This window comes from Pseudobdellovibrionaceae bacterium, from assembly GCA_020635075.1.
Classification (GTDB): domain Bacteria; phylum Bdellovibrionota; class Bdellovibrionia; order Bdellovibrionales; family UBA1609; genus JADZEO01.
Genome location: JACKAM010000003.1, coordinates 281084 through 302088 on the forward strand (window position 1 = coordinate 281084; position 21005 = coordinate 302088).

22 protein-coding genes are annotated in these 21005 nt (G+C 50.8%); 9 read left to right on the forward strand and 13 right to left on the reverse strand.

Annotation, left to right across the window (positions count from 1 at the left end; translation table 11 throughout):
• The first annotated feature begins 13 nt into the window (after positions 1–13).
• Positions 14–871, forward strand: coding sequence for a hypothetical protein (locus H6624_15855; GenBank protein ID MCB9085822.1), 858 nt, complete (start codon positions 14–16; stop codon positions 869–871).
• A 3-nt stretch (positions 872–874) separates the two neighbouring features.
• Here the strand turns inward: H6624_15855 and H6624_15860 are convergent, their stop codons facing one another.
• From H6624_15860 to H6624_15875, 4 genes are all read right to left on the reverse strand, one after another.
• Positions 875–1918, reverse strand: coding sequence for a Fic family protein (locus tag H6624_15860; GenBank protein MCB9085823.1), 1044 nt, complete (start codon positions 1916–1918; stop codon positions 875–877).
• 122 nt (positions 1919–2040) lie between these two features.
• Complete coding sequence (locus H6624_15865) at positions 2041–2280, reverse strand: hypothetical protein (protein ID MCB9085824.1); 240 nt, start codon at positions 2278–2280, stop codon at positions 2041–2043.
• Between the two features lie 161 nt (positions 2281–2441).
• Positions 2442–2990 (reverse strand): hypothetical protein, encoded by a 549-nt coding sequence (locus H6624_15870; protein ID MCB9085825.1) that lies wholly within the window; start codon positions 2988–2990, stop codon positions 2442–2444.
• A 106-nt stretch (positions 2991–3096) separates the two neighbouring features.
• Positions 3097–4749 (reverse strand): hypothetical protein, encoded by a 1653-nt coding sequence (locus tag H6624_15875; GenBank protein ID MCB9085826.1) that lies wholly within the window; start codon positions 4747–4749, stop codon positions 3097–3099.
• Between the two features lie 261 nt (positions 4750–5010).
• Here H6624_15875 and H6624_15880 point away from each other — a divergent pair, with 261 nt between their 5' ends.
• Positions 5011–6003, forward strand: coding sequence for a sterol desaturase family protein (locus tag H6624_15880; protein ID MCB9085827.1), 993 nt, complete (start codon positions 5011–5013; stop codon positions 6001–6003).
• Positions 6004–6027: 24 nt separating this feature from the next.
• Here the strand turns inward: H6624_15880 and H6624_15885 are convergent, their stop codons facing one another.
• From H6624_15885 to tmk, 6 genes are all read right to left on the reverse strand, one after another.
• On the reverse strand, positions 6028–6792 hold the full coding sequence (locus H6624_15885; protein ID MCB9085828.1) for a triose-phosphate isomerase: 765 nt from the start codon (positions 6790–6792) through the stop codon (positions 6028–6030).
• Positions 6793–6821: 29 nt separating this feature from the next.
• Positions 6822–8024 (reverse strand): phosphoglycerate kinase, encoded by a 1203-nt coding sequence (locus tag H6624_15890; GenBank protein ID MCB9085829.1) that lies wholly within the window; start codon positions 8022–8024, stop codon positions 6822–6824.
• Between the two features lie 17 nt (positions 8025–8041).
• On the reverse strand, positions 8042–9073 hold the full coding sequence (gap, locus tag H6624_15895) for a type I glyceraldehyde-3-phosphate dehydrogenase (protein MCB9085830.1): 1032 nt from the start codon (positions 9071–9073) through the stop codon (positions 8042–8044).
• 92 nt (positions 9074–9165) lie between these two features.
• Positions 9166–9942, reverse strand: a complete 777-nt coding sequence (locus tag H6624_15900) for a TatD family hydrolase (protein ID MCB9085831.1) — start codon at positions 9940–9942, stop codon at positions 9166–9168.
• A gap of 12 nt (positions 9943–9954) precedes the next feature.
• Entirely contained in the window at positions 9955–10920 is a 966-nt protein-coding gene (locus H6624_15905) for an AAA family ATPase (GenBank protein ID MCB9085832.1), read from the reverse strand.
• Positions 10896–11543 carry a dTMP kinase gene (tmk, locus tag H6624_15910; GenBank protein ID MCB9085833.1) on the reverse strand — a complete coding sequence of 216 codons (648 nt, stop codon included), beginning with the start codon at positions 11541–11543 and terminating at the stop codon, positions 10896–10898. Before tmk ends, H6624_15905 begins: the two co-directional genes overlap by 25 nt.
• A 148-nt stretch (positions 11544–11691) precedes the next feature.
• Here tmk and H6624_15915 point away from each other — a divergent pair, with 148 nt between their 5' ends.
• The 3 genes from H6624_15915 (at position 11692) to H6624_15925 (ending at position 14092) form a co-directional block, all read left to right on the forward strand.
• Complete coding sequence (locus tag H6624_15915; GenBank protein ID MCB9085834.1) at positions 11692–12651, forward strand: response regulator; 960 nt, start codon at positions 11692–11694, stop codon at positions 12649–12651.
• 86 nt (positions 12652–12737) lie between these two features.
• A complete protein-coding gene (gene secG / locus H6624_15920) occupies positions 12738–13109 on the forward strand; it encodes a preprotein translocase subunit SecG (protein ID MCB9085835.1) in 372 nt (123 codons plus the stop codon).
• Positions 13110–13174: 65 nt separating this feature from the next.
• A complete protein-coding gene (locus H6624_15925) occupies positions 13175–14092 on the forward strand; it encodes an AgmX/PglI C-terminal domain-containing protein (protein ID MCB9085836.1) in 918 nt (305 codons plus the stop codon).
• Between the two features lie 5 nt (positions 14093–14097).
• Here the strand turns inward: H6624_15925 and H6624_15930 are convergent, their stop codons facing one another.
• Entirely contained in the window at positions 14098–15180 is a 1083-nt protein-coding gene (locus H6624_15930) for a hypothetical protein (GenBank protein MCB9085837.1), read from the reverse strand.
• 67 nt (positions 15181–15247) lie between these two features.
• Here H6624_15930 and H6624_15935 point away from each other — a divergent pair, with 67 nt between their 5' ends.
• The 4 genes from H6624_15935 to H6624_15950 are packed head-to-tail and all read left to right on the forward strand — an operon-like array spanning position 15248 to position 19357.
• Positions 15248–16060 (forward strand): hypothetical protein, encoded by an 813-nt coding sequence (locus tag H6624_15935; protein MCB9085838.1) that lies wholly within the window; start codon positions 15248–15250, stop codon positions 16058–16060.
• Positions 16048–17229 (forward strand): radical SAM protein, encoded by a 1182-nt coding sequence (locus tag H6624_15940; GenBank protein ID MCB9085839.1) that lies wholly within the window; start codon positions 16048–16050, stop codon positions 17227–17229. The genes H6624_15935 and H6624_15940 overlap by 13 nt, the downstream gene beginning before the upstream one ends.
• Entirely contained in the window at positions 17226–18020 is a 795-nt protein-coding gene (locus H6624_15945) for a DUF4097 family beta strand repeat protein (GenBank protein MCB9085840.1), read from the forward strand. Before H6624_15940 ends, H6624_15945 begins: the two co-directional genes overlap by 4 nt.
• A gap of 47 nt (positions 18021–18067) precedes the next feature.
• Positions 18068–19357 carry a DUF1704 domain-containing protein gene (locus tag H6624_15950; GenBank protein MCB9085841.1) on the forward strand — a complete coding sequence of 430 codons (1290 nt, stop codon included), beginning with the start codon at positions 18068–18070 and terminating at the stop codon, positions 19355–19357.
• 315 nt (positions 19358–19672) lie between these two features.
• Here H6624_15950 and H6624_15955 read toward each other — a convergent pair whose 3' ends face one another.
• Together H6624_15955 and H6624_15960 are read right to left on the reverse strand one after the other, a co-directional pair.
• Positions 19673–20257, reverse strand: coding sequence for a hypothetical protein (locus H6624_15955; GenBank protein ID MCB9085842.1), 585 nt, complete (start codon positions 20255–20257; stop codon positions 19673–19675).
• On the reverse strand, positions 20238–20996 hold the full coding sequence (locus H6624_15960) for a hypothetical protein (protein ID MCB9085843.1): 759 nt from the start codon (positions 20994–20996) through the stop codon (positions 20238–20240). Before H6624_15960 ends, H6624_15955 begins: the two co-directional genes overlap by 20 nt.
• Positions 20997–21005: the final 9 nt, after the last annotated feature.

The following is a 21005-nucleotide window of genomic DNA, read 5'->3' on the forward strand; positions in this document are numbered from 1 at the left end:
CATCCTGTGCACTGTGAAATGGATTTTTGCTTTTGTTCTTCTTGTGTTCTCGACTGGTGCTCACGGACTTAGTTGTCCAAAGGGAAGCAAGCTCAGTCAGACCACTGTGGGCAAAGGTGAAACCGAGAACTGGTGTGAAACCTCACCCAATGAAAAAAACGGACCCTTTATCAAAACCTCACCCGAAGGAAAGCTCCTGCAGGAAGGCCACTTTCTTTTTAGTCAAAAGGAAGGGCGCTGGCGAACTTACTACCTCGATGGTATCCTTGCCGAGGAAAGCCATTTCCGAGGGGGCGACCTCGATGGCACCTACAAGTCTTTTTTCCCCAATCGCAAATTGGAATCAGAAGGCCTTTACCGCAAGGGTTGGAAGTCAGCGATTTGGAAACACTACCGCGAAAGTGGAGAGCTCAAAAACTACATCGATTACGGTGGCAGTCGGTTTCAGATTTACGGCCACTACTATGGAGTGCGCACCGATACCGACATCAGCCACTTCACCGCCCTGGATATGACCTACCGCTGGCCCGCCTTATTTTTGGATCGCCTGCTCGTCGAATCAGCAGCAGTGATTGGTTGGCTTGAAGGTGAAGAAAATGATTATGTCGTCACTCTGGCTCCCGAGTTTCGCCTCATGTGGTGTTTGGGCCCCTGGTTTCGCATTGGGCCCCTTGTTGGTTATGAGGAATGGCCCCGGCAAACCTCGATGGGTAGCTTTGGTGGACGAGCTTCGTTCATCTTGCGCGGAACTCACGGAGCCGAGTTGAGAAATCCGCCCCGCTCTTTCACCGAGCTCACCTTCACCGTCAAAGTCCTCTCTAAACGGTATCAGATCTTTATGGCTGGGTTTGACTTGATCGGTTTTGAGTGACGGTCACTCAACATTCGTATACACCCGCGCCCGGGTTTCGCCTTTGGCTTGGAGTTTTCCTTCTTTGACCAGGTACTCCAGATCTCTCTCTAAAGTGCGGCGAGGGATATCAGGCAAGGCTTCGATTACGTCCTGAATGGTAAAGGCCTTTCTTTGCATACCTATGCTGACAATTTTTTCCCGGCGGGCCTCGGGCTTGCGGTGAGCACTTTGCAGAAGCAAAGTCTTTCTTTCGTAGACCACGTTTTCAGCGGCCAGAGCAAAACACTCGGCCAGGTATTCCAAAAAGGGATTGAGAGTGCCGAGAATCTTGCATTGCCTGATGGTTGAGTAGTATTCGCTTCGGGTGGCCATAATGACAGATTCACTTGGCACAAACTGAGCGATGGATTCACCGGATCTCAAGAGCAACAAGTGCTGCATGATACGCACGGTTCGCCCGTTGCCGTCGGCAAAGGGGTGAATTGCAATAAACAAGTAGTGAAAGGCAAATGCCAAAGCGAAGGCATTGGCGTCGTGATGGTCTTCCACCCACTCCCACAAGTCTTCGAGGAGGTCTTCCAAATACTTGGGCTCGGGACAACTGTCTAACTGCACCCCTGTGGAGGCATCGCCAATGGAGACTGAAATATTGCGGATCACTCCCACGTGCTTGTCTGACAGCACTCCCGAAGTGATGAGTTTTTGAATATCACACAGATCTTTCGTGGTCAGACGACGCTTGGCCTTGGCAATGCGAATGGCATAGTCGAGTGCGTCCCCATAGTTGCGCACTTCTTTAACCGCGTTATCTCCCTCATGTTCGTGCTTACCCTCCAATGCCTGAGTCACTCCCCTTTCACCCAAAGGGTTGCCCTCAATCTGATTGGAAAATGTAATGGCGCGGATTTTGGCCTGACGAAGGAGCTGTACTTCCAAGGGCTTGGCCAAATTCTCCTCAATGTATGGCTTGGTCTCCGCGATCATCATCAGGAAGTGGACAAGCCTCTCGGTGTACTCGAACTCATAAGGAATGCGGTGTTTTTCGAAGGCTTTATACTTACCCATCCTTCTATTTTCCGCCAATTTTCCGCCAAAAACAAGTGGCGGAACCACATAATGATTCCGCCACTTTTCCGCCATATTTGGCTGGCGGATACCGAGGAGATGGACGATAGGGTTTAGGGATCTTACTTCTTGGAGATCAACATGACCTTAAGGCCCGTGCGATCCCCTTTGTTTTGCCCCTTTAAATCTTTAATATTATTATCTTTTTTGTCATTCAAGTCCTCCAGCAGGGTCACGGTCATGGTCTCCTGCTTTTGGATTTCTTTGTCAAAATCTAGGGCTGAGGCCTTTGAAACCATCATGGCAACTACGATTAAAGCCATCGCGTAGAGGAAAGTGTGGAAGGGGTCGATACGTTTCATCTGGTCACTCCTTGTTTTCGCCTTTCGGCGTCTCAATTGAATACAAGGATACTGACTTATCGCGTTATTGTCGCTTTGTGTCGATGACGGATTCTGGCGAAAGTTGTCAAAATGACTAGGGTTTTTGACAAAACCGAGGGGTTTTTGTCAAACAGGCCGCCCTACTCGGCGAGAGAAGACCTCTCGAAGGTCAGGGTCACGGGCCCTGTTGTGCAGGTATGACCGCTCTTACGGAGAATTCCAGTGCGAAAATCCACGGCTTCTTGCAGGTAGAGCTTTAGGGTGTCGCCGAGAACAATGAAGTTCGACACCGTCTGCTCCTTGTGTTTAGACCGGCCGCCACCGCAGTTGGAACCACTGCGATCCACGATGATTTGATCCGAAGTCAAAGAGCCACTGCCCACCAAATTCCATCGCTGTTGGCTGATCGAGCGGCAAAAGCCACCTTTTTTGTCCGGATTGCCCCATGAGCGGCTGTCGACAACCGCCAGAGAATTTTTGAACCGAGCGACGGCCTCCACGCTGCCGTCTTTGACAGCGCGAAATACCTTTTGTCCAGAATCCGTGAGCCGTCCGGTTTCGCAGTCCATGGACTTGAGATCCCACACGCCGTTGATGTTTTGATTCTCAAGGGGGTCCATATCACTGGCCAGGGCCAAAGACACCCATGTGAAAAACGCCACTAGAAAGGCGATCCGTAAATGATACAAGCCAAACCCCAAATTCCGATAGTCCGAGAACTCAAAAGCCATTTGCCTTCGGTCATCTCGAACCACCAAGAGCTTGTCAATAGGGGATTCCCGAAGACGGCCTCAGCTACCAGAAATCGCTGGGTAGGGCAGAATAAATTTGCAGGCGGTCAAACACCGAGGGGTAGGTTTCCTTTTTTGCTGCCGCGATGGCAATCGGAACCAAATCAGCGTTGTAACGAGACCATGAGTAATAGCCCCCCGTAAGTGTCGACCGACCTTGAGACCATGACCAAGGCTCATAGCCAAAGTTCTCCCGATTAGAGTAATTCACCCGATACCAACCGTTAGTTCCATTTAAGAAGTTGGTGAAAAGGGGATTACTGAAACTACCGTTGAATACGCCGTAGGCCAATTGATTGGCCATGCCCTGATGGACACGAATCAACCACGCGGGATTGACGATTCCCAGAGGAATACCAAACTTGTCCAAGGAGAAAAGAAAGCGAACAACCCGTCGGGAATGGCTCAGGTCATTACTGGCATTGGGATCTTCCTTGGGAGGCCGTTGGGCCGGACTGCCCTGTCGGGTCCACCCGGGAAAACTGGGGTTGGTATCGCCAGAATAGGCATAGTCAGGGTGCCCCCTCATTCCACCTATCTCGTAGTAGACGACCTCGCGGTTTTGCCCTTGGCGGTTTTTCCTTGTCCCCACCGACAGTCGACTGGCAAAGAGCTCCACGCCATTGGCCACGTGAGTGCGCAAGGCATTGGCCTCAGAGGCACTTAAAGACGAAAACCAATCTGGTCTGAGTTCTCGCGCGTAAAGCAAATGGGTGACTCCAGCAATAATCCATAAATCCACATCCCATAGGGAATTGCAGTAGCCCAGGTTGCGATAAGGACTAAAGTAGCTGGTGCCAAACCGGCGGCTGTACAAATGAGCCACGCGTTGCGCATGACTGAAGTGCCCACTGTTGCATCCCCAGCCCTGAACTTGAAACACTCCCATGGGAGCATCCCGATTGAAGATCCACCTTCGATAGTGATCGTGAAGAGCCACCGACAAAAATGCATTCACAAAGTTCTTTGCCCTGGTGTCTGAGGCCAGTTTCGGATCACGGGCAGCGGCCGCAATCAGAAGTGTCACCGGATAGAGAAACTGGGTACTGACTAAAAAACTCTCCTGTCCCACCGTAAACCCCGAAGTCGGTGGATCCAGCCAAAGACTCATAGTGCGACCGAGAGACCTCTCCCCTTGACGAGGACTGGCTGAGGGAGTGTTAGGAAAGTAATAAAGATACTTGTTCACACGGGTCAGTTTGGGCTGAGCCGTCATATACACTTCCATCAAGTCCAGCAGCCAATCATGACGGTTTCTCGTCACTGCCTCCTGAACAAAGCTGGCTATGTAGATTTGAGCGTTGTAAAGAGTGTAGGCCTTGCTCCCCCAGGCATTGATGTACTCTTTCATCTCGGGTTTTGCCTTGGCCCACTCCGCCTCCAGGGCCGCGGTCTTTTTCTCCGCCGCCGATGGTTGGGGCGGAGGTGAAGCCGGAGGAACTTCAGGAGCCCCTACTTCGGGAGTCAATGGCTGCCCTGGTCCAAGTGGAGATCCCAACTCAGAACCATTGCCGGTCACTGTGGCCCCATCTAAGGACTGAGTTTGTTGTGCCTCGAACTCACCACAACCCACAAGCAGGGATAAGGCCAACCCCAACGAGAAAGCAAAGATTATCGATTGAAGCCTTGAGACTCCATATTTATTAAAATCTGTCATGAACCACCCAATACCAGAGACAACTGACCTTTCAATTTGGAGTCCAACTCACAAGCAATCTAGGTGGAATCCAAACTTGTGGTACGTCTGATCTATGGAGGATTGTCTATTGGGCAAGCAAATTGTCGCCCGAGGGGATGATCTCAAAATGAAACAAACACCCGTCTCTGCCCCTTGTAGTCCAGACGCGACGGGCCTCTAGTTGCAGCCTTTGATCCCTCATGTACACTAGAAGACATGTGGGATTTTTTAAAATCGGGAATGACAAAAGCGGGATCAACACCGACTTTTGATTACTTTCACCCCTTTAATTGGCAGTTCTGGAGTGCGGTATTTATCGCCCTTATGATCAGCCTGGTTGTTCTCAAGCTGCGTCGGCCGGCCTCCACCTGGGGCGAGATTTTCGGCTACATTTTTGACAAGAAGGTTTGGCTCCATCCTTCGTCTATTGTGGATTATAAGCTCTACCTGACTCTACTTCCTCTCACCACATTTTTTTTGGTTCATCTCTTTCTCGCCGTGACCGTTACTAAAGGTTGGACGGTTCAGTTTTTGGAGGGACATTTTACCACCAAGAGTATTGAAGGTGGTTTTGGTGTGGATCTGACCTTTTCTCTATTGTTTTGGGTGGCCACTGATTTTGGCGGCTTTTTGGGACATTACCTTTTACATCGGGTTCCCGGCCTTTGGGAGTTTCACAAAACTCACCATACAGCAAAAGTCCTCAATGTGGTGACTCGGGCACGAGCCCACCCGGTGGATATGTTTTTATTCAAGTTTTTCCCGGCGATCTTTCTCGGCATTCTCTACGGCAGCTTTCAGTACCTGGTCGTGGAAGTGAACATGATTCGCCTGTTCGGCATGAATGCCTTTTTGTTCATCTTTTTTCAATTTTTTCACACCCTCAGGCACAGCCATATTCGCTGGAACTTCCCCCGCCCGCTCAGTTACATTCTGATGAGTCCTCTACAACACCATGTCCACCATAGCTACCTCAAGGTGAACAAAGATATCCAACGCCCTCAAGTGGCAGGCTGGGTGCGCTATCACTGCGACACCAACATCGGCGTCGGCCTGGCAATTTGGGATTGGATGTTTAAAACTCTTTACATTCCAAAAACCGATGAGCACCTAGAGTATGGCTTGGGAGAGAACCTGGAAAAGGGCTACGACTCCGTTTGGGGTTGCTACTGGACACCCTTTGTCGACATCCATAACCGCTTTCAGAAGTTTAGAAGTAAGAGATCCGCCTAAGGTGATTGGCGCTCTCGATCTTTCTCAGGATTTGTTGTTCGCCGCGGTGTAGATCTTCATTAGACTTTCCAAGACCAAGCCTGCCCCACCGATCAAGAATCCGTCTACTTCCGGCTGCTGGGCCAACTCACGAGCATTGTCGGGCTTCACGCTGCCACCGTAAAGAATAGGAATGGCCGCCGCTTTTTCGGCGCCCACCATAGCAACAAGTTCTTTGCGCAAAACTGCCTGCGCCTCGTTCGCCTGATCGGGTGTAGCCACCTTGCCGGTACCAATGGCCCAAACGGGCTCGTAGGCCAACCACAGGGCTTTGCTCCAATCGACAGACTTTAAACCTTCACGGAGCTGTTTGAGAATAACCTGATTGGTTTCTCCGCTCTCTCTTTGTTCGAGGCTTTCACCCAAACACAGAACCGGGATCATTCCTTGGCTTTGAATGGCTGCCACCTTCTTAGCGCAGTCCTCATTGGTTTCGCCAAACAGACTTCGTCGTTCGCTATGTCCCACCAAACAATGGGTCGCACCCAGGCCTTTTACCACTTCGGCCGAATTTTCACCTGTGAAAGCCCCGCTGTTTTCAAAATGGGTGTTCTGTGCTCCCCAACCGATCTGCGAACCCTTTAGAGCCTGAGCAGCTGTGGCCAAACAAAGGGCAGGGGGAAAAATCGCAAAGCTGGCCTGACTTCCTGATGGTGCCAATTGAACCAATTCCTTCAGGTACTTTTCTGTTTCCTGGGGGTTCTTGTTCATTTTCCAGTTGGCCGCACAAATGATTTCTTTTTGTCCCATGGAAGTCACCTTTCCGTCTCCAGGTCTAATTAACTTCTCACTGCTTCAATTCCAGGAAGTTTATCTCCCTGCAAATACTCAAGGCTCGCCCCGCCACCGGTGGAGATATGTTTCATCTTATCAGCCAAACCAGAGGCCTTAGCCGCCGCAGCTGAATCCCCACCACCAACAATGGTCATGGCATCTTGGTTGTCAGCCAAGGCTTGAGCCACAGTGAAGGTTCCTTTGGCCAGAGGCTCTTTTTCAAACACGCCCATGGGTCCATTCCAAAAAACCGTTTTGGCGCGCTTGATTTCCTCACGATAAATCGCCTGGGTCTTGGGCCCAATGTCCACACCCATCCATCCTTCAGGGATAGCGACCCCCTCGGTTGGCTTGGCCTCATCGACTTTGTCAAAGGCTGGGACCACAATGTGATCCACGGGCAGAAGAATCTTTTTGTTCCGGGCCTTCACCCTTTCAATCAGCTCACCGGCGAATTTGATTTTGTCTTTTTCCACCAGCGAATCACCCACAGGCAAACCTTGAGCTGCCTGAAAGGTATAGGCCATGGCTCCACCCACCAAAAAGACATCCACTTTGTCGATCAGGTTTTCAATGACACCAATCTTGTCGCTCACTTTGGCTCCTCCAAGAATGGTCATAAAGGGAGTCTCATGGTCGTAGAGGATCTTGTCGAGAAATTCGATTTCCTTTTTCATCAGAAATCCCACTCCTCGCTCTTTGATTTCCTGAGGTAGCGCCACAATACTGGAGTGAGCCCGGTGGCTGGCACCAAAAGCATCGTTGATGTACACATCGGTATATTCAGAGATGGCTTGGGCCAGATCATGTCCGTTTTTCTCTTCGTCTGGATCAAAGCGAAGATTTTGCAGCAACAAGATCTGTCCATCCTTCCAGCCCTTAAACAAGGCCTTCGGGGCGTCACTGCGCAGTTCATCAATCAGCACCACATCCAAATTCAACAAGTCACTCAAGTGGGCGCCCACCGGCTCTAAGGAATACTCCATGTTAACTTTGCCCTTGGGTCGGCCCAGGTGGGAGGCGAGCATAATTCTCGCTCCCTTGTCTAGAGCATAGCGAATGGTCGGAAGAGCCGCCTGGATACGATTGTCATCCGTGATCTTGTCACCATCCATTGGGACATTGAAGTCCACGCGGATAAAAACATTCTTTTCTTTCAGATCCAGCTCTTCGATAGACTTGATTCCCTGGAGGGTCTTGGACACCATTTGAGTTTACCTCTTTCTTATAGACCGCGGTCGGCCATATAAAGAGCCATATCCACCATGCGGTGAGAGAAGCCCATTTCGTTGTCGTACCAAGAGAACACCTTGGCAAAGTTCTTGCCCAATACCATTGTGCTTTGGGTGTCGATCACCGAACTGGCTGATTCACCGATAAAGTCACAGCTCACCAGGGGCGCATCTTCACAGCGCAATACACCTTTGAGAGGACCGTCAGCAGCTGCCTTGAGTGCCTTGTTGATGGCTTCAACGCTCACTTCATTCTTGGATTCAAACACCAGGTCCACCAAACTGGCGTCTGGTGTGGGAACACGAATGGCAACGCCATCGACTTTACCTGCCAGCTCTGGCAATACCTGGCCCACAGCTTTTGCCGCACCAGTGGTAGTGGGAATCATGGAAATGGCTGCAGAGCGAGCCCGACGAAGATCCTTGTGAAAACCATCTAACACCATTTGATCATTGGTGTAGGAGTGAATGGTGGTCATAAAACCCTTCTCAATGCCAAAGGCATCTTGAAGAACTTTTGCCATCGGCGCCAAACAGTTGGTGGTGCAAGAAGCATTACTCAAAATCTGGTGTTTGCTGGGATCATAGAGCTCCTGGTTGATACCGTAAACGATGGTCAGGTCAGCACCTTCAGCAGGCGCAGACACCAGTACTCGCTTGGCTCCTGCAGTTAGGTGCTTGGCAAAGTCTTCTCTTTTTTTGAAAACACCCGTACACTCCAGAACCACATCCACTCCCCACTTGTCCCAGGGAATGTTGGCCGGGTCGCGCTCAGCCGACATGGGGATGGCTTTGCCGTTGACAATGAGTTCGTTTTCGCCAGCCTTCACATCATGAGCATACTTGCCGTGGGCGCTGTCGTACTTCAACAGGTGAGCGGCTCCTTTTGCTCCACCAAGATCGTTAATTCCTACAATTTCCAAGCGCTCAAATCCAGCACGGAACAAAATACGACCAATACGACCAAAACCATTAATACCAACGCGTAGGCGGCTCACAAGTGACTCCTTTGCTAAAAAAATCATCCTAAGAAAACTTGCGTTTTCTATTACAAGTCGTGGAGAAAACCAAGATATTCGCGAAAAACGCAGTGTTTAAGTTATCTTGCGCGGGAAATTTATTCCCAATCAATGCGTGGGAAAAGACGAAGGGCATTGGCCCGGGTTTGATCAGCCAATTCCGACGGCGAAACTCCTTTGAGTTGGGAGACTAACTCCGCCGTGTGAACCACGAAGGCCGGCTCGTTCTTTTTGCCCCGCTGGGGAACTGGAGCCAAAAATGGAGCATCGGTTTCCACATGCAGACGGTCCAAAGGTACACTCCGACACACCTCACGCAGGGGATCCGCATTGCGAAATGTCACCACACCACTGAAGCTGATGTTCAGCCCAAGTTTTAGGCACTCATCCGCCAACCACTGGGTGCCCGTAAAGCAATGCATGAGCCCTTTGATCTTGCCAGAGAAGTTCTTCAAAATGGCCACCGTGTCTTCTTCGGCGTCCCGGGTGTGAATCTCCACGGGCATTTGTGTGTCGAGGGCTATCTGCAGCTGCCTTTCGAAGGCCTCTTTCTGCACCTCGCGGGGGGACATATCGTAGTAATAATCCAAACCGATCTCTGCCACCGCAACCACCTGAGGGTTGCTCAAGGACTGTCTTATCGATTCTCCCACTTCATCGCTGTATTTGCTGGCATCGTGGGGGTGGACACCCAAAGTGCAATAGACCTCGGCACCCAAGTCTTTGGCGATATCCTGAACCAGTTGGTGATCCTCGGGTTGGGTGCCGATAGTGATCAGCCTCTCAACCCCAGCCGCCTTAGCGCGGGCAAGTGCCTCCTGAGGGGAGACTTCCAACATGTTCAAATGTGTGTGCACATCAATCCAGCGGGTCACTGCCAATCACTCCTAAGGATTTGCCTGAGCTCTGACCAGCTCATCGGCACGCAAAAAGAAAGTCTCAAAGGCCAGTTGTCGGTCCCAGTTCCCTTTCATTCCCGCCTCCAACTCCATCAGCTCCTGGTGCAACCAATGAAGGACATCGGGCGCCAGTTGGCTGAAACGCTCAATGGGTTGACGAAAATCTGAATGGATCAAAGGCTCCAGGTCGTCCTGACAAAAGCGCGCATCCCGCAACATCTGGCGCCACCACTGGATCAGCTGCATGGAACCCTCTTTGTCTCCCGCCTGTTCAATAGAGGCTTTGGCCAGTTCCATTGGCCGTCTCTCTCCTAATCCCGCCCACAGGCGCAAGGCCTCTTGCCTGCGCTCCATGACCTCGGGTTCCCGAAGTTGCGACAACACATCGAGCCGCCCCATACAGGACTCCACCATCCAATCTTCAACACCGCCCATGCCGCGCACTTCTTCGCGCCCTAATGGAGCCAGCCGAGTCACCTGTGAACGCGAGCGGATCGTAGGCAATACTCCATAGGCGTTCACCGCCGTGAGAATAAAAAAAGTTTTTTCCGGTGGTTCTTCAAGAGACTTAAGAAGTGCATTGGCGGCCTGCACGTTTAATAGGTGGGCCTCCTCAATAATTACCACACGAGCTTTGCCCCATGCCTGAAGGTTGAGAAAGCGCAAAACCTCCTGAGCCTGTTCCCTCTTGATTTGACTGCCGTCAGGGGCAACATGCAAAAGAGCTTCACTCTCCCCTTTACCCATGCGGATACAGGAAGGACAAGCCCCACAAGCACGATGACTTGTTTCACACACCAAAGCCTGAGCCAGCCCCCGCGCCACCAGGGCTTTGCCAATCCCCGAAGGTCCCACCAACAACAAGGTATGAGACAGGCGACCACTCTCTACGGCGGCAATCAGTTGCTCGATGGGTTTCGAGTGGCCAACTACTTGGTCAAAGAGGCGAGCCATCCGCGCTTCTCCATTTCCATCAACAAAGCCTGCAATAAGTCCTCAGGGTTTTTCATGCCGTCCAAGACCAACCAACGCTGCTCATCTTCTTTGGCCTGCTGCAAATAACTGGCCCGCACGCCCTCGTGAAAACGACGCTCCTCACGCTCAAAACGGTCCTTCTCCTGACCGGTTTTCTCTTCCCTTTTTGCCATTCGCGCCAGGGACTCCTCAACCGGTAGATCAACAAGAACCACTAAATCCGGCAACAGTCCGTCAGTGGCATAACTATTGAGATAATCAATGGCGGTGCGGTCCAATCCACGACCACCCACCTGAAAAGCCACTGTACTAGGGGCAAAGCGGTCACATAAGATCCACTTGCCCTCGGCCAAACCAGGACGAATCACCCTATCCACGTGTTGGGCCCGGGCGGCCTCATAGAGAAGCATCTCTGCACGCGGTACAGGAGTGTCACCTTCAACCCGCAAAAGTTGCTGGCGGATTTCTTCGCCAAGAGGTGTTCCACCCGGTTCCCGGGTCAAGTGGACCTTCTGGCCCAAAGCCTTGAGATGGTTTTCGACACCTGAAATCAAGGTGGATTTTCCGGCCCCGTCCAGACCTTCAAAAACAAGAAATGCCATGTGATCTTTCTCTCTGCTTGCCCTCCAAAAGTCACTCCCTTTTCCCGACCAGAGCGCCGCTCCACACCAGCTCGCCTTCGGTTTAGAAACCCTTGAGATAGCAGAGGAATCGTCAATTTTCCCGTCTGGACCCCCGATAAGAGCAGGTATGGCTACGCTGACTAAAATCCGAGTTCTGGTTGCCGATGACGACCGCCAATTGGCAAGGCGGCTGTCCGACTTTTTGATCGAAAGCGGATTCGAGGTCAAAACCGTACACAATGGCCGTGAAGCCAAGTCTCTCATCTCCGATTGGCGACCCCGATTTGTTCTTGCTGATCTTATGCTTCCCGAGGGCAACGCCTACGATCTTTTGGATCACGTAAAGGGCGGACAGAAGGGACGCAACAGTTCTTTTACCGAGGTCATTGTTCTCTCGGGTCACAACGTGCGCTCAAATGTGCGGATGTCCCTGGAATTGGGAGCCACCGACTATGTGGTCAAACCCTTTCGCTATGAAGATATGCTCCAGCGCCTGGTTTTCCACTGTCGCAAGAACCGCATCGTCAAAGACATTTCCTCACTCAAGGACAAGAATGTCGACGAGGGAACCTTGCTTCTCCACCTGACTGATTTGGTGTTGCGGGCCTCGATTGCCTCTGATCCCATCCCGGAAATCGCCTTTAACCTGACCCGCATGGTGGCTCTTAAATTGGGCGGCGTTCGTTGCTCCGTTGTCCAGGTGGTGGACCATGAGCGCGGAGTTGTGGTGACTTCCCACGATGACCGGAATGCGGCCGGAATCGAACTGGATCTCAACAAATACCCGGAAATCGTTCATGTCTACAACACGGGCCTGATGGTGGCGATTGAGAATTTGGACACCAGTGCCGAGTTAAAAGCCATAAAGTCGAACCTCAAGAGCATTATGTTCAACTCCATCATCGTGTGCCCCATTTCCCGCTCCCAGAAGATGTTTGGAGTTCTGTCTCTGCGCCTTCCGGCGGAGAAGAAAAGCCTCACCGACAATGAAATCCGCTTCGTGGAAATTGTCGGCCACTGCCTCAGCCTAGTCCTAAGTACCCAAAATTCTTATAAAATTGGAGATTTTTGGGCTCCCGCTGCCTGATTCCCTGGAGGCAAAATTCGACGAAAAAAAAGGTGACGACCCCCGCCCTCTCCCCTATACTGCGTGGCTTCGGAGGTGCGTCAAACATGCTCACTTTTGTCACAGTTATTCACCTGTTTATCGCTTTGATTTTGATTGTCTTCGTGCTTCTGCAGGATTCTAAGGGAGGCGGTGCAGCTGGTGTGTTTGGCGGCGGCGGTGGATCTAACACTTTGTTTGGCGCAACCGGCGGAGCCGATTTTCTGACCAAGATGACTCGCTACACGGCCATTGGTTTTGCCGTTACTTGCTTGCTATTAGCATATTGGACCAGTCGGCCTCAATCGAGCTTGATGGACGAATATGTTCCTCCTGCCGCTACCGAAACCGCGCCTGCTGCGGCACCTGTAGAGAAAGCTACCTCTCCAGCGGAACAGCCACAAGAATCTGCTCCTGAGGCCACCCCTCCCGCGGAATAGTTCCCAAATACTCACCCAATATCGCCGATATTGCGGTTTGAAGCCTCACGGTGGAGTGATATGCTTTGCCTATGGTGAAAAACCCGGTTTTGTTAGTCGTATTTTCCACTCTGGTTGTTGGCCTGACAGTGTTTTCCTTTACGCCGGATCTCAGTCAGTTTACAGCCCAATACTTTTTGCCCAAACAAAGACGTCATCTCAAACCGGAGGTGGCTAAATACATCTTGGTCAATGGCCGTGTCTGGCGCCGGCATCACGGGCGAACCAAGGATTCGCGCCTGAGAAGGTCCGGGACTCTCCATCATCAGGACTTACTCACCGTGGAGCGTCGGTCCCACCTGGACGTACGTTTTCCCTCGGGAGATGAACTCCGCTTGGAAGAGAAAACCAAAGCAGTGATTGAGTACTGGAACCCGGCCGACTCCAACTCTCCTGTTTATTTAACTGTGCTAATTGGCGACATCAAAGTCTTGAAGAGAGGCAAACGGGGAAAGCTCTTTGTCATTCAAGATCGGCAGCTGTTTAGCCCTGGTCATCGACCAAAAAAACCACCTTTTACGCTAAGGTTGCACAGTTCTGAGTTAGGCCTCGCCCGGGTGGATAACAATGACTCCACTCCAATACCACCATCCGACTCTGGGGGGGGGACAGAAGAGGGAGGAACTCTGTCCCAGTCAGGGGATTCCAAAGGTCTGGCAGAAACATTAACAAATAAATATATCGAGGAAGTCATAGGTCTCCAGAAGAAAAATTTCCAGCGGTGCCAGGCCAATGCCATTCGTGAAATGGGTCAAGTAAAGGGACAAGTGCTGGTTGGATTTACCATTCAACCTCGGGGCAAGATCGAGGACGCCAAGGTTCTCCAGACTTCCATTGAAAACAAGCAGTTGATGGATTGCCTCGTCAGCGTGTTTCAGACCTGTCGCTTTCAAGAATTCACTGGCTCACCTATTGTGCGCTCCTATCCTCTCAGCTTCGAATAAACGTGTTAACGATAGTCGTGAAGATAATCGATACGCTCTGGGACCCAAGGCTCGTAACTACCTTCTAGGGCCAACACTCGACCATCGACCTGGTCAGCGATGGGTTTGGGAGCAATCGACGGCTCCCATTTGGCATGGATCATGCCGTGACTTTGGAGTATGGGCAGCAGCTCTGCCAGAGCCTCTTCACCGATTCGTTGGCGACGAATCATATCGTCCAAATACCGTTCCAGCTCATCGTAGGTATAGCCAAAATTCGTGACCAAATCCTGGGCCACCCGCACCACCAGGTCACCATCCAGTCTCTTATCTTGAAACAAATCAAGGGCCGTTTGAAAACTGCAATAAGTAGGAAGAGTCCGGCGACCAAACTTCACGTAGTAGTCGGCATCTGTATCTTCGGCCAAATTAATGTAAACTTTGTCGACTGGGTCAATGGAAGGAATCTGCTCCTGGAGCTCGAAGATCACGTCCATTTGTGAACCCACCACATGCAGGGCCTTCATCACTTCACGCAACTCTTCAGTTTCCAGGCGTCGAGTACAGATGTCAGAGAACAGTGAGTAAATCACTGCATCCGACTCACTGTCATCTCCCCACATGACTAACTTCACATCACTGTCGAGCCTCAGCCGCAAGGACAACAAAGCCTGAAGCTTGTAGCCTACCTGCTGGGTCAAGCGCCACCAGCGCTTGGGCTGCAGGTTCTGCAAATTATCCTTAAAATAAATCCCAAAGGGATAGATGCCGTCAAAAACCAGCTTTTCATAGATCTTGCGCTCAAGCTGAGGCGGCGAAGCGGTGATAAAATAAATGGCAAATTCGTTGGCCGCCTCCAGGTGATTTTCTTCCCAATTTTTTTTTAGGGCCCTCGCCAGGGCACCCGTACCGGGAACATTCTTTTTTTGAAAGGCCTTTTCCACAACCGTGCGCCACAGACCACCAAGGGTTTCAAACCGAGTGTCCAAATAGGTTTTATCCAAGTCCCAAACGTAAACCTCACGGGCGCGCCTCTCCACCTCTCGAGTGACATAGGGGAAAAAGGCCACATCTGCGGAAATCTCCGCTCTCATTCTCCAATCTGCCATAAGTCCTTGATATCCCATTCTGAATGGACAGTCGACTACTTGCAGAATTTATGATAACTCCCAGCCCATGAAAAGCCGTCCCCTTGTGCAATGCAAAAAAAACTGGGATTTTACCCCACTCAAACTCTGGCCTAAGCGACTACCCCCCTATTGCTGGGAAGAGGAAGTTTTAACCGGGTTTGATCAGAGCGAAGGCAATGCCGTGGACCTATCGGAGGGCAATTCGCCGCTTGAGGTCTTCCAACTCTGCTATCCAGTTTTGAGTTTAGCGGAGCTGGCTCGTCTTTGGTCTCTGGTAAAGAATGACCCTCGCTGGGGCCACAGCATCGAGGCCCTTTTCCGCCGCTATGGCTACAGATGGAATGACGAGCTGGAAAAAACCTGTCACTACCTGGTGACTCTACCCATGTCTTTTCAAAACTGGTGTTCAGAAAAGCAACTAAGTCCTCGGGATTTAGCCCCGGTACGTGCCCTGCCTCAGCCCAAATTGGAAAACGGACTATGGGAGTGTTTGGCGAAGTCGCGCCTGTCCAAGTCCCAGGGAGTTCAGGCGCTGGAATGGGCTGTTGATTTGTTATTGATGGACTCCAGGTGGTCGGAACTTGCGCCTATGCCTGGAGAGTCTGACAACCAATGGCTGGAAAGATTAAAAGCCCTTCGCTTTCCTCACACTCAATCCCGCGACTGTGAAAAACAGATACAGATGAGTCGCCTGCCCTGGCCATCACGGACCCAAGGCCAATGGATTCGCCAAGGGGATAAGGGCCTTTTGGATGTGCGCTTTCACGCGGATTCCCTGGAGGACTTCCACAACAAACTTGAGGGGCTGGCAAAAGTGGAAAAGGCTTTAGCTAAGGATGGTCTGCTTTGGAACAAATAGGCTGGAGTCCAAGGCTAGAAACCCAGTTCGACAAAGTCTTCATACACCGCGATAGTTGGAACTCCCCGGTTGCCAGACGGGCTAGGAAAATCTTCGCCGCCGATAAGGTTGAGCAAGTCGATCACACTCCCCTTTCGGAACCAGGCGATCATCTGTCGGCTGATGAGTTTAATCGCAGCAAGCGCCTCCTTTACCTGACTGAATACAAAGGGCGTTTTTTTAAACGCTGCCCAGGGGCACGGCCGGGCCTGGCCTGCTGCAATTATTTTGTCCTAAATCTGGGACTCCAGTGCGATATGAACTGCACCTATTGTTATTTGCAGAGCTTTCTCAACACTCCGCTGCTGACCATCTACACAAATATGGAGCAGGCTCTCAGAGAGATGGCTGAATTCCTCGATGAACAACCGGACATGAATTTGCGCATTGGTACAGGCGAAACAGTTGATAGTTTGAGCTTGGACGACCTGACCTTGTACTCGCGGGAGCTCATCGCTTTTTTTCGCCGGGCTCCCCATTGGCGATTGGAGTTGAAAACCAAGTCCTCAAAGGTGGATCAGTTTCTCGACATGGATCACGCCGGCAACGTCATCGTCAGCTGGTCCTTGAACCCCCAACACGTTATTGATCAGGAGGAATTTGACACCGCCTCGTTACAGAAGAGGCTTCAGGCCGCCCGCAAATGCCGGGACAAGGGGTACCTTTTGACCTTTCACCTGGACCCTTTGATTTTTCATCCGGGCTGGCAGGAAAACTACAAGGGTTTAGTTGAGGAAATTACCAAGTGGTTCACTCCAAATGAGGTGCTCACCATCTCTCTAGGCGCTCTGCGCTTTCAACCAGAACAGCGCCACATCATGAGGGAAAGATTTGGCTTGAAATCTTATGTTACTCAGGCTGAGATGTTTAGGAGTCACGATGGCAAGTTCCGCTACGATTTGGATATGCGGCGAACCATGTTCGATTTTGTCTTAAACGAATTCCGTCGCCAGGGAGAAGGCTGGAACTTGTTTTTGTGTATGGAGACCCGGGAAAGCTGGATGGGGGCAATGACGGGAATGCCCAAATCAGTTCCCGGACTTGACGAGTATTTTGACCATCGAGCCTTGCGGGCATTCCGCCAGCATCGACAACAAAGTGACCTTCTAGAGGGGAGAACGACACGATGAAATTGGTAATTCTCACGATTTTATTTGCGGTTGGCGCAAACAGTTCCTGGGCGAAAACAGAAATCAAGGAATTCCCTGCAGACCAAATCAAGGATTTTCAGATCCGAAACACTTCGGGGAAAATTGAAGTGGCCGCTACTAAATCCGCAAAGGCTGCTGTGGTCGCCGAGAAAAAGAAGTGGGGACCAAAATGCACCATGAAGGTGACCCACACTGAAGCCACCGGCCAGTTGATTGTTGAGGTCGAAGATGAGTCCTGGGTTCTGGAGAACAAATGCGAGGTTGACTTCATTGTCAGCCTTCCAGAACAGGTAAACCAAAATTTGTATTCGGGATCAGGGAGCATTGAAATCGTGGGAACCAAAGGGGCAGTTGATATTAAATCCGGCAGTGGGGATGTAGAAGTTCGCGCAGAAGTCACTCAACTTCAAGTTGTATCAGGTAGCGGTAAGGTCGATGTGGACCAAATTCTGACCAACCAAGCGCGAGTCAAAACTGGCAGTGGGGATATTCGCCTAAGACTCTCCCCGACCAGCAAAGGCGAGCTATTTGTCCACAGCGGTAGCGGTGACATCAAAATAGCATACGGAGCCAAGCCACACGGGCTTCTGGACATTCGTACTGGCAGTGGTGATGTGGATGTGACTCTTCCCAAAGGGTCCAGCATTTTAAGCGAGTTGATCTCTGGGAGTGGACGGATCAAAAATGACTTTCCTAATTCTCGAAAAGCCAATCTCAAGATTACGGCCAAAGCTGGATCGGGAGACTTGTTAATCAAGACGGCTCGATAAAAGGTCAGTTAAAGGTGCAGGCCTACCTTTACCGATAAGACACTTGTATGGCTTGGCAGACTTATAAGGAAAAGCTTAAATTTCTATCGTCTGCCTTGGTCACAGCCCAGGAACCCATTCGCATTCTCAATTCCATCCGGCCAAAACCTGAAGTCGTTGAGCAGTTCCGTCAATCCAGTTTCAAAGACATCCCCAAAATTCGACCGGAGGACTACTCCTCATCGAGCGACCTAGATTGCGGCAAAAAAATCTCTGAGCTTCAGGATATCAAGGCCAAAATTAGACTGGAGCTCAAACCGACGGATGATTTTGGCTATCTTTTGACGGAAATCGCCGACCAATACATCTTAATTCTCGAAATGCTGCAAAACAGAGGAACAAAACGCTTTTCAGAAATCTCCAAAAAGCTTTATGGGTCAACCAGTGATCACCTGGTGTCTGACAAGAATACTGTTCTGCAAATGTCTCTTTTGCTTTATAAAATCCTAACGGGCATCAAAAATACTCTTACAATTCCCAATAATGACAAAATTCTGACTGCAGACCAGGCGATGGAAGATCTGAACAATCGATTTCTCAGCACCTACGGGGATCTGCGCATCGAGGCTGTCATTTCAGATGGCATCATCTCTGATGCGGCTGCGGGAGGGGACAAAATCAAGTTACGTAAAGATGCCATGTTTTCCAAAAGGGATTTGGACATCTTTGAAGTCCATGAGGGCTGGGTTCACGTCGGAACCACCATTAATGGACGGCTGCAGAACGTGGCCAAGTGGCTGTCGATTGGCCCACCCCGGTGCACCTCCACTCAAGAAGGCCTTGCTGTTCTTATGGAGATTTTTACCTTTCGCACGTCTGTCATGCGCGCCCAGATTATCAATGATCGCATTATTGCGGTTGCCAAGGCTGAAGATGGAGCCGACCTGGTTCAGGTCTTTGAGTACTTCCGCACTGAAGGATACAGCGAAGAAGACTGCATCAAAAATTCCTTTCGCGTCTTCCGTGGAGGTGATTTCACCGGTGGCTGTCCGTTTACCAAGGACATCTCCTACTGCAAAGGCTTTGTCGAAAACTACAATTTCATGCGTACGGCAATTCGAGCTAACAAGCCCTTTCTGATCCCCTTTCTATTTGCCGGAAAGGTCCACGTCGATGATGTTCCTTTGATTTATCGTGGTTACAAGGAAGGACTGGTTCTGCCCCCGACTTATCTGCCTCAACAGTTCGCAGACATCAACGGAATCGCAGTATGGATGAGCTTCTCTTCCTTCTTCAACAAAGTGGACCTCAAAAGCGTCCAAAACCACTATAACAAACTCTTCGCCCAACACATCTAGTCTTCAAGTGAAATACAATCAAAAGACTGGCCCTCTTATTTTTTTAAACTACGAAACCATGTGCTGTCTTTGTCCGGAAAAAGGTCCGATTGCCGAACCATTTCCGTAAATCCGAATCCTCACCGTCGCGCAGGGCAGGAGGCTGAGTGACCGAAGGGAATAGGCTCAGCCGAACAAGGCGCGGCAGGAAACCTGACGCGACCCGAAGACGAGCCTGCGGCCGAAAAGGTGCGTGAGGATTTGCGGAGAATGGTCGGCAAAGGACCGGGTTCACTGACAAAGGATTTCGGGGTTCAAAAAATCAGAGGCCTGTTTTCAGGGCGTCTGCCCTTCACCACCACCGGCAAACTCCCACATCATGCCGACACCAAAATAAAGCGTCTTGCCGGGGCCAAAGCCAAACTTGCTGTCGGCCCGGGCGAAGATCCCCTTTGATACTTCTTGCATCACGCCAAAGCCGAGGTGAATACCACCGGAAGGCGCAAAGTCGAACTCCCGAAGAGTGGTGCGTTTTCGTTGGTAATAATACCCATTAGCCCCCATGGAAAAGTAACCACGCACAGCTTTGAGAACATCGTAGTCAATACGAAAACCAATGTGCAAATTGTACCAGTCCACACCCTTTCCGCTGGCATGAACAAAACCATACTCCACCTGGGAAATCTCAGAGGGATGACTAAACCACAGCCCCCAGCCACCGTAGTTGTCGCGCACTCCTGTGATTCCGAAGGGAAGCAAAGTACCCACGTTGGCGCCAAAAAAAAGCGACTGCTCATCAGAATAGGCGACGCCCTCTTGACCATGAGATAGGGGTGGGACAGCCAAAAGTACAACGACGAGGAAAAAACCAGAGATGCTGTTAGACTTTCCCCTAAGAAAGTCAGAAAAACAGCTGTGCACCAACTTCCATCCCCTTGTACTCAATATCATAACTTGGATTCGCCGGTGGAGTGTAAGTCCACTTGTCATGGGCCAGGTTCCCAAACAGACGCAAAAAGCCGAATTCCAAAAATACACCGTAAGTCAGGCGAGTGCCTTCGGCATCAATGTTGGCGTCATTGGTGCTTGCAAAATACCGGCGATAGTGGCCCTCTAGACCAAGAAAATGCAAAAGGTATAAGGTCATGGTGGCGGCAGCGAACTGATTCTCCCGCCGACTGGATATCACTGTCGAATCCAGCTCACTCAATCCGTAGTGAAGCGTCAGCTGAGTGGACTGAAGTGTTGGCCCAAGCAGCCGGAAATTAAACATATAGGAAATGGAACTGTCGTCCCCATCCAATTTGTCATATTCAGCCGACAGACCCAAAATCCTATAGTAAAGATGCAACCAACCCCGGCTCAGGCCTTCTTCCTGATTTACTCCTGGAGCCAATGATGACTCGGCATCATACTTGTAAGACAGACCACCAAGGGCCGCTTCAAAGTTCACCGGTGCGGTGTTAAGAGCCAGCCAATAATCCATGAGACGAACTTTTTGTTTCTGAGCCAGCCAATCCTCTATGGTCCAACGAGTGGACTCCTTCTTTTTCTGGTACTGCTGCATATCCTGGAGCCACTTAGGCATGGCGGCTTCAGAGCCCAGTCCGGACAACAGGAAAACCAAAACCACCGCAACCTTAAGGGGATTTTGAATCATGGCTGCAAC

Excerpts from the sequence above, each read along its gene's own strand:
- H6624_15905 (MCB9085832.1), bottom strand. The coding sequence starts at position 10,920 with ATGGCTCGCCTCTTTGACCAAGTAGTTGGCCACTCGAAACCCATCGAG.
- H6624_15880 (MCB9085827.1), top strand. The coding sequence starts at position 5,011 with ATGACAAAAGCGGGATCAACACCGACTTTTGATTACTTTCACCCCTTT.
- H6624_15950 (MCB9085841.1), top strand. The coding sequence starts at position 18,068 with ATGGCTTGGCAGACTTATAAGGAAAAGCTTAAATTTCTATCGTCTGCC.
- H6624_15960 (MCB9085843.1), bottom strand. The coding sequence starts at position 20,996 with ATGATTCAAAATCCCCTTAAGGTTGCGGTGGTTTTGGTTTTCCTGTTG.
- H6624_15860 (MCB9085823.1), bottom strand. The coding sequence starts at position 1,918 with ATGGGTAAGTATAAAGCCTTCGAAAAACACCGCATTCCTTATGAGTTC.
- H6624_15915 (MCB9085834.1), top strand. The coding sequence starts at position 11,692 with ATGGCTACGCTGACTAAAATCCGAGTTCTGGTTGCCGATGACGACCGC.
- H6624_15890 (MCB9085829.1), bottom strand. The coding sequence starts at position 8,024 with ATGGTGTCCAAGACCCTCCAGGGAATCAAGTCTATCGAAGAGCTGGAT.
- H6624_15935 (MCB9085838.1), top strand. The coding sequence starts at position 15,248 with ATGAAAAGCCGTCCCCTTGTGCAATGCAAAAAAAACTGGGATTTTACC.
- H6624_15885 (MCB9085828.1), bottom strand. The coding sequence starts at position 6,792 with ATGGGACAAAAAGAAATCATTTGTGCGGCCAACTGGAAAATGAACAAG.
- secG (MCB9085835.1), top strand. The coding sequence starts at position 12,738 with ATGCTCACTTTTGTCACAGTTATTCACCTGTTTATCGCTTTGATTTTG.
- H6624_15930 (MCB9085837.1), bottom strand. The coding sequence starts at position 15,180 with ATGGCAGATTGGAGAATGAGAGCGGAGATTTCCGCAGATGTGGCCTTT.
- tmk (MCB9085833.1), bottom strand. The coding sequence starts at position 11,543 with ATGGCATTTCTTGTTTTTGAAGGTCTGGACGGGGCCGGAAAATCCACC.
- H6624_15875 (MCB9085826.1), bottom strand. The coding sequence starts at position 4,749 with ATGACAGATTTTAATAAATATGGAGTCTCAAGGCTTCAATCGATAATC.
- gap (MCB9085830.1), bottom strand. The coding sequence starts at position 9,073 with ATGATTTTTTTAGCAAAGGAGTCACTTGTGAGCCGCCTACGCGTTGGT.
- H6624_15865 (MCB9085824.1), bottom strand. The coding sequence starts at position 2,280 with ATGAAACGTATCGACCCCTTCCACACTTTCCTCTACGCGATGGCTTTA.
- H6624_15945 (MCB9085840.1), top strand. The coding sequence starts at position 17,226 with ATGAAATTGGTAATTCTCACGATTTTATTTGCGGTTGGCGCAAACAGT.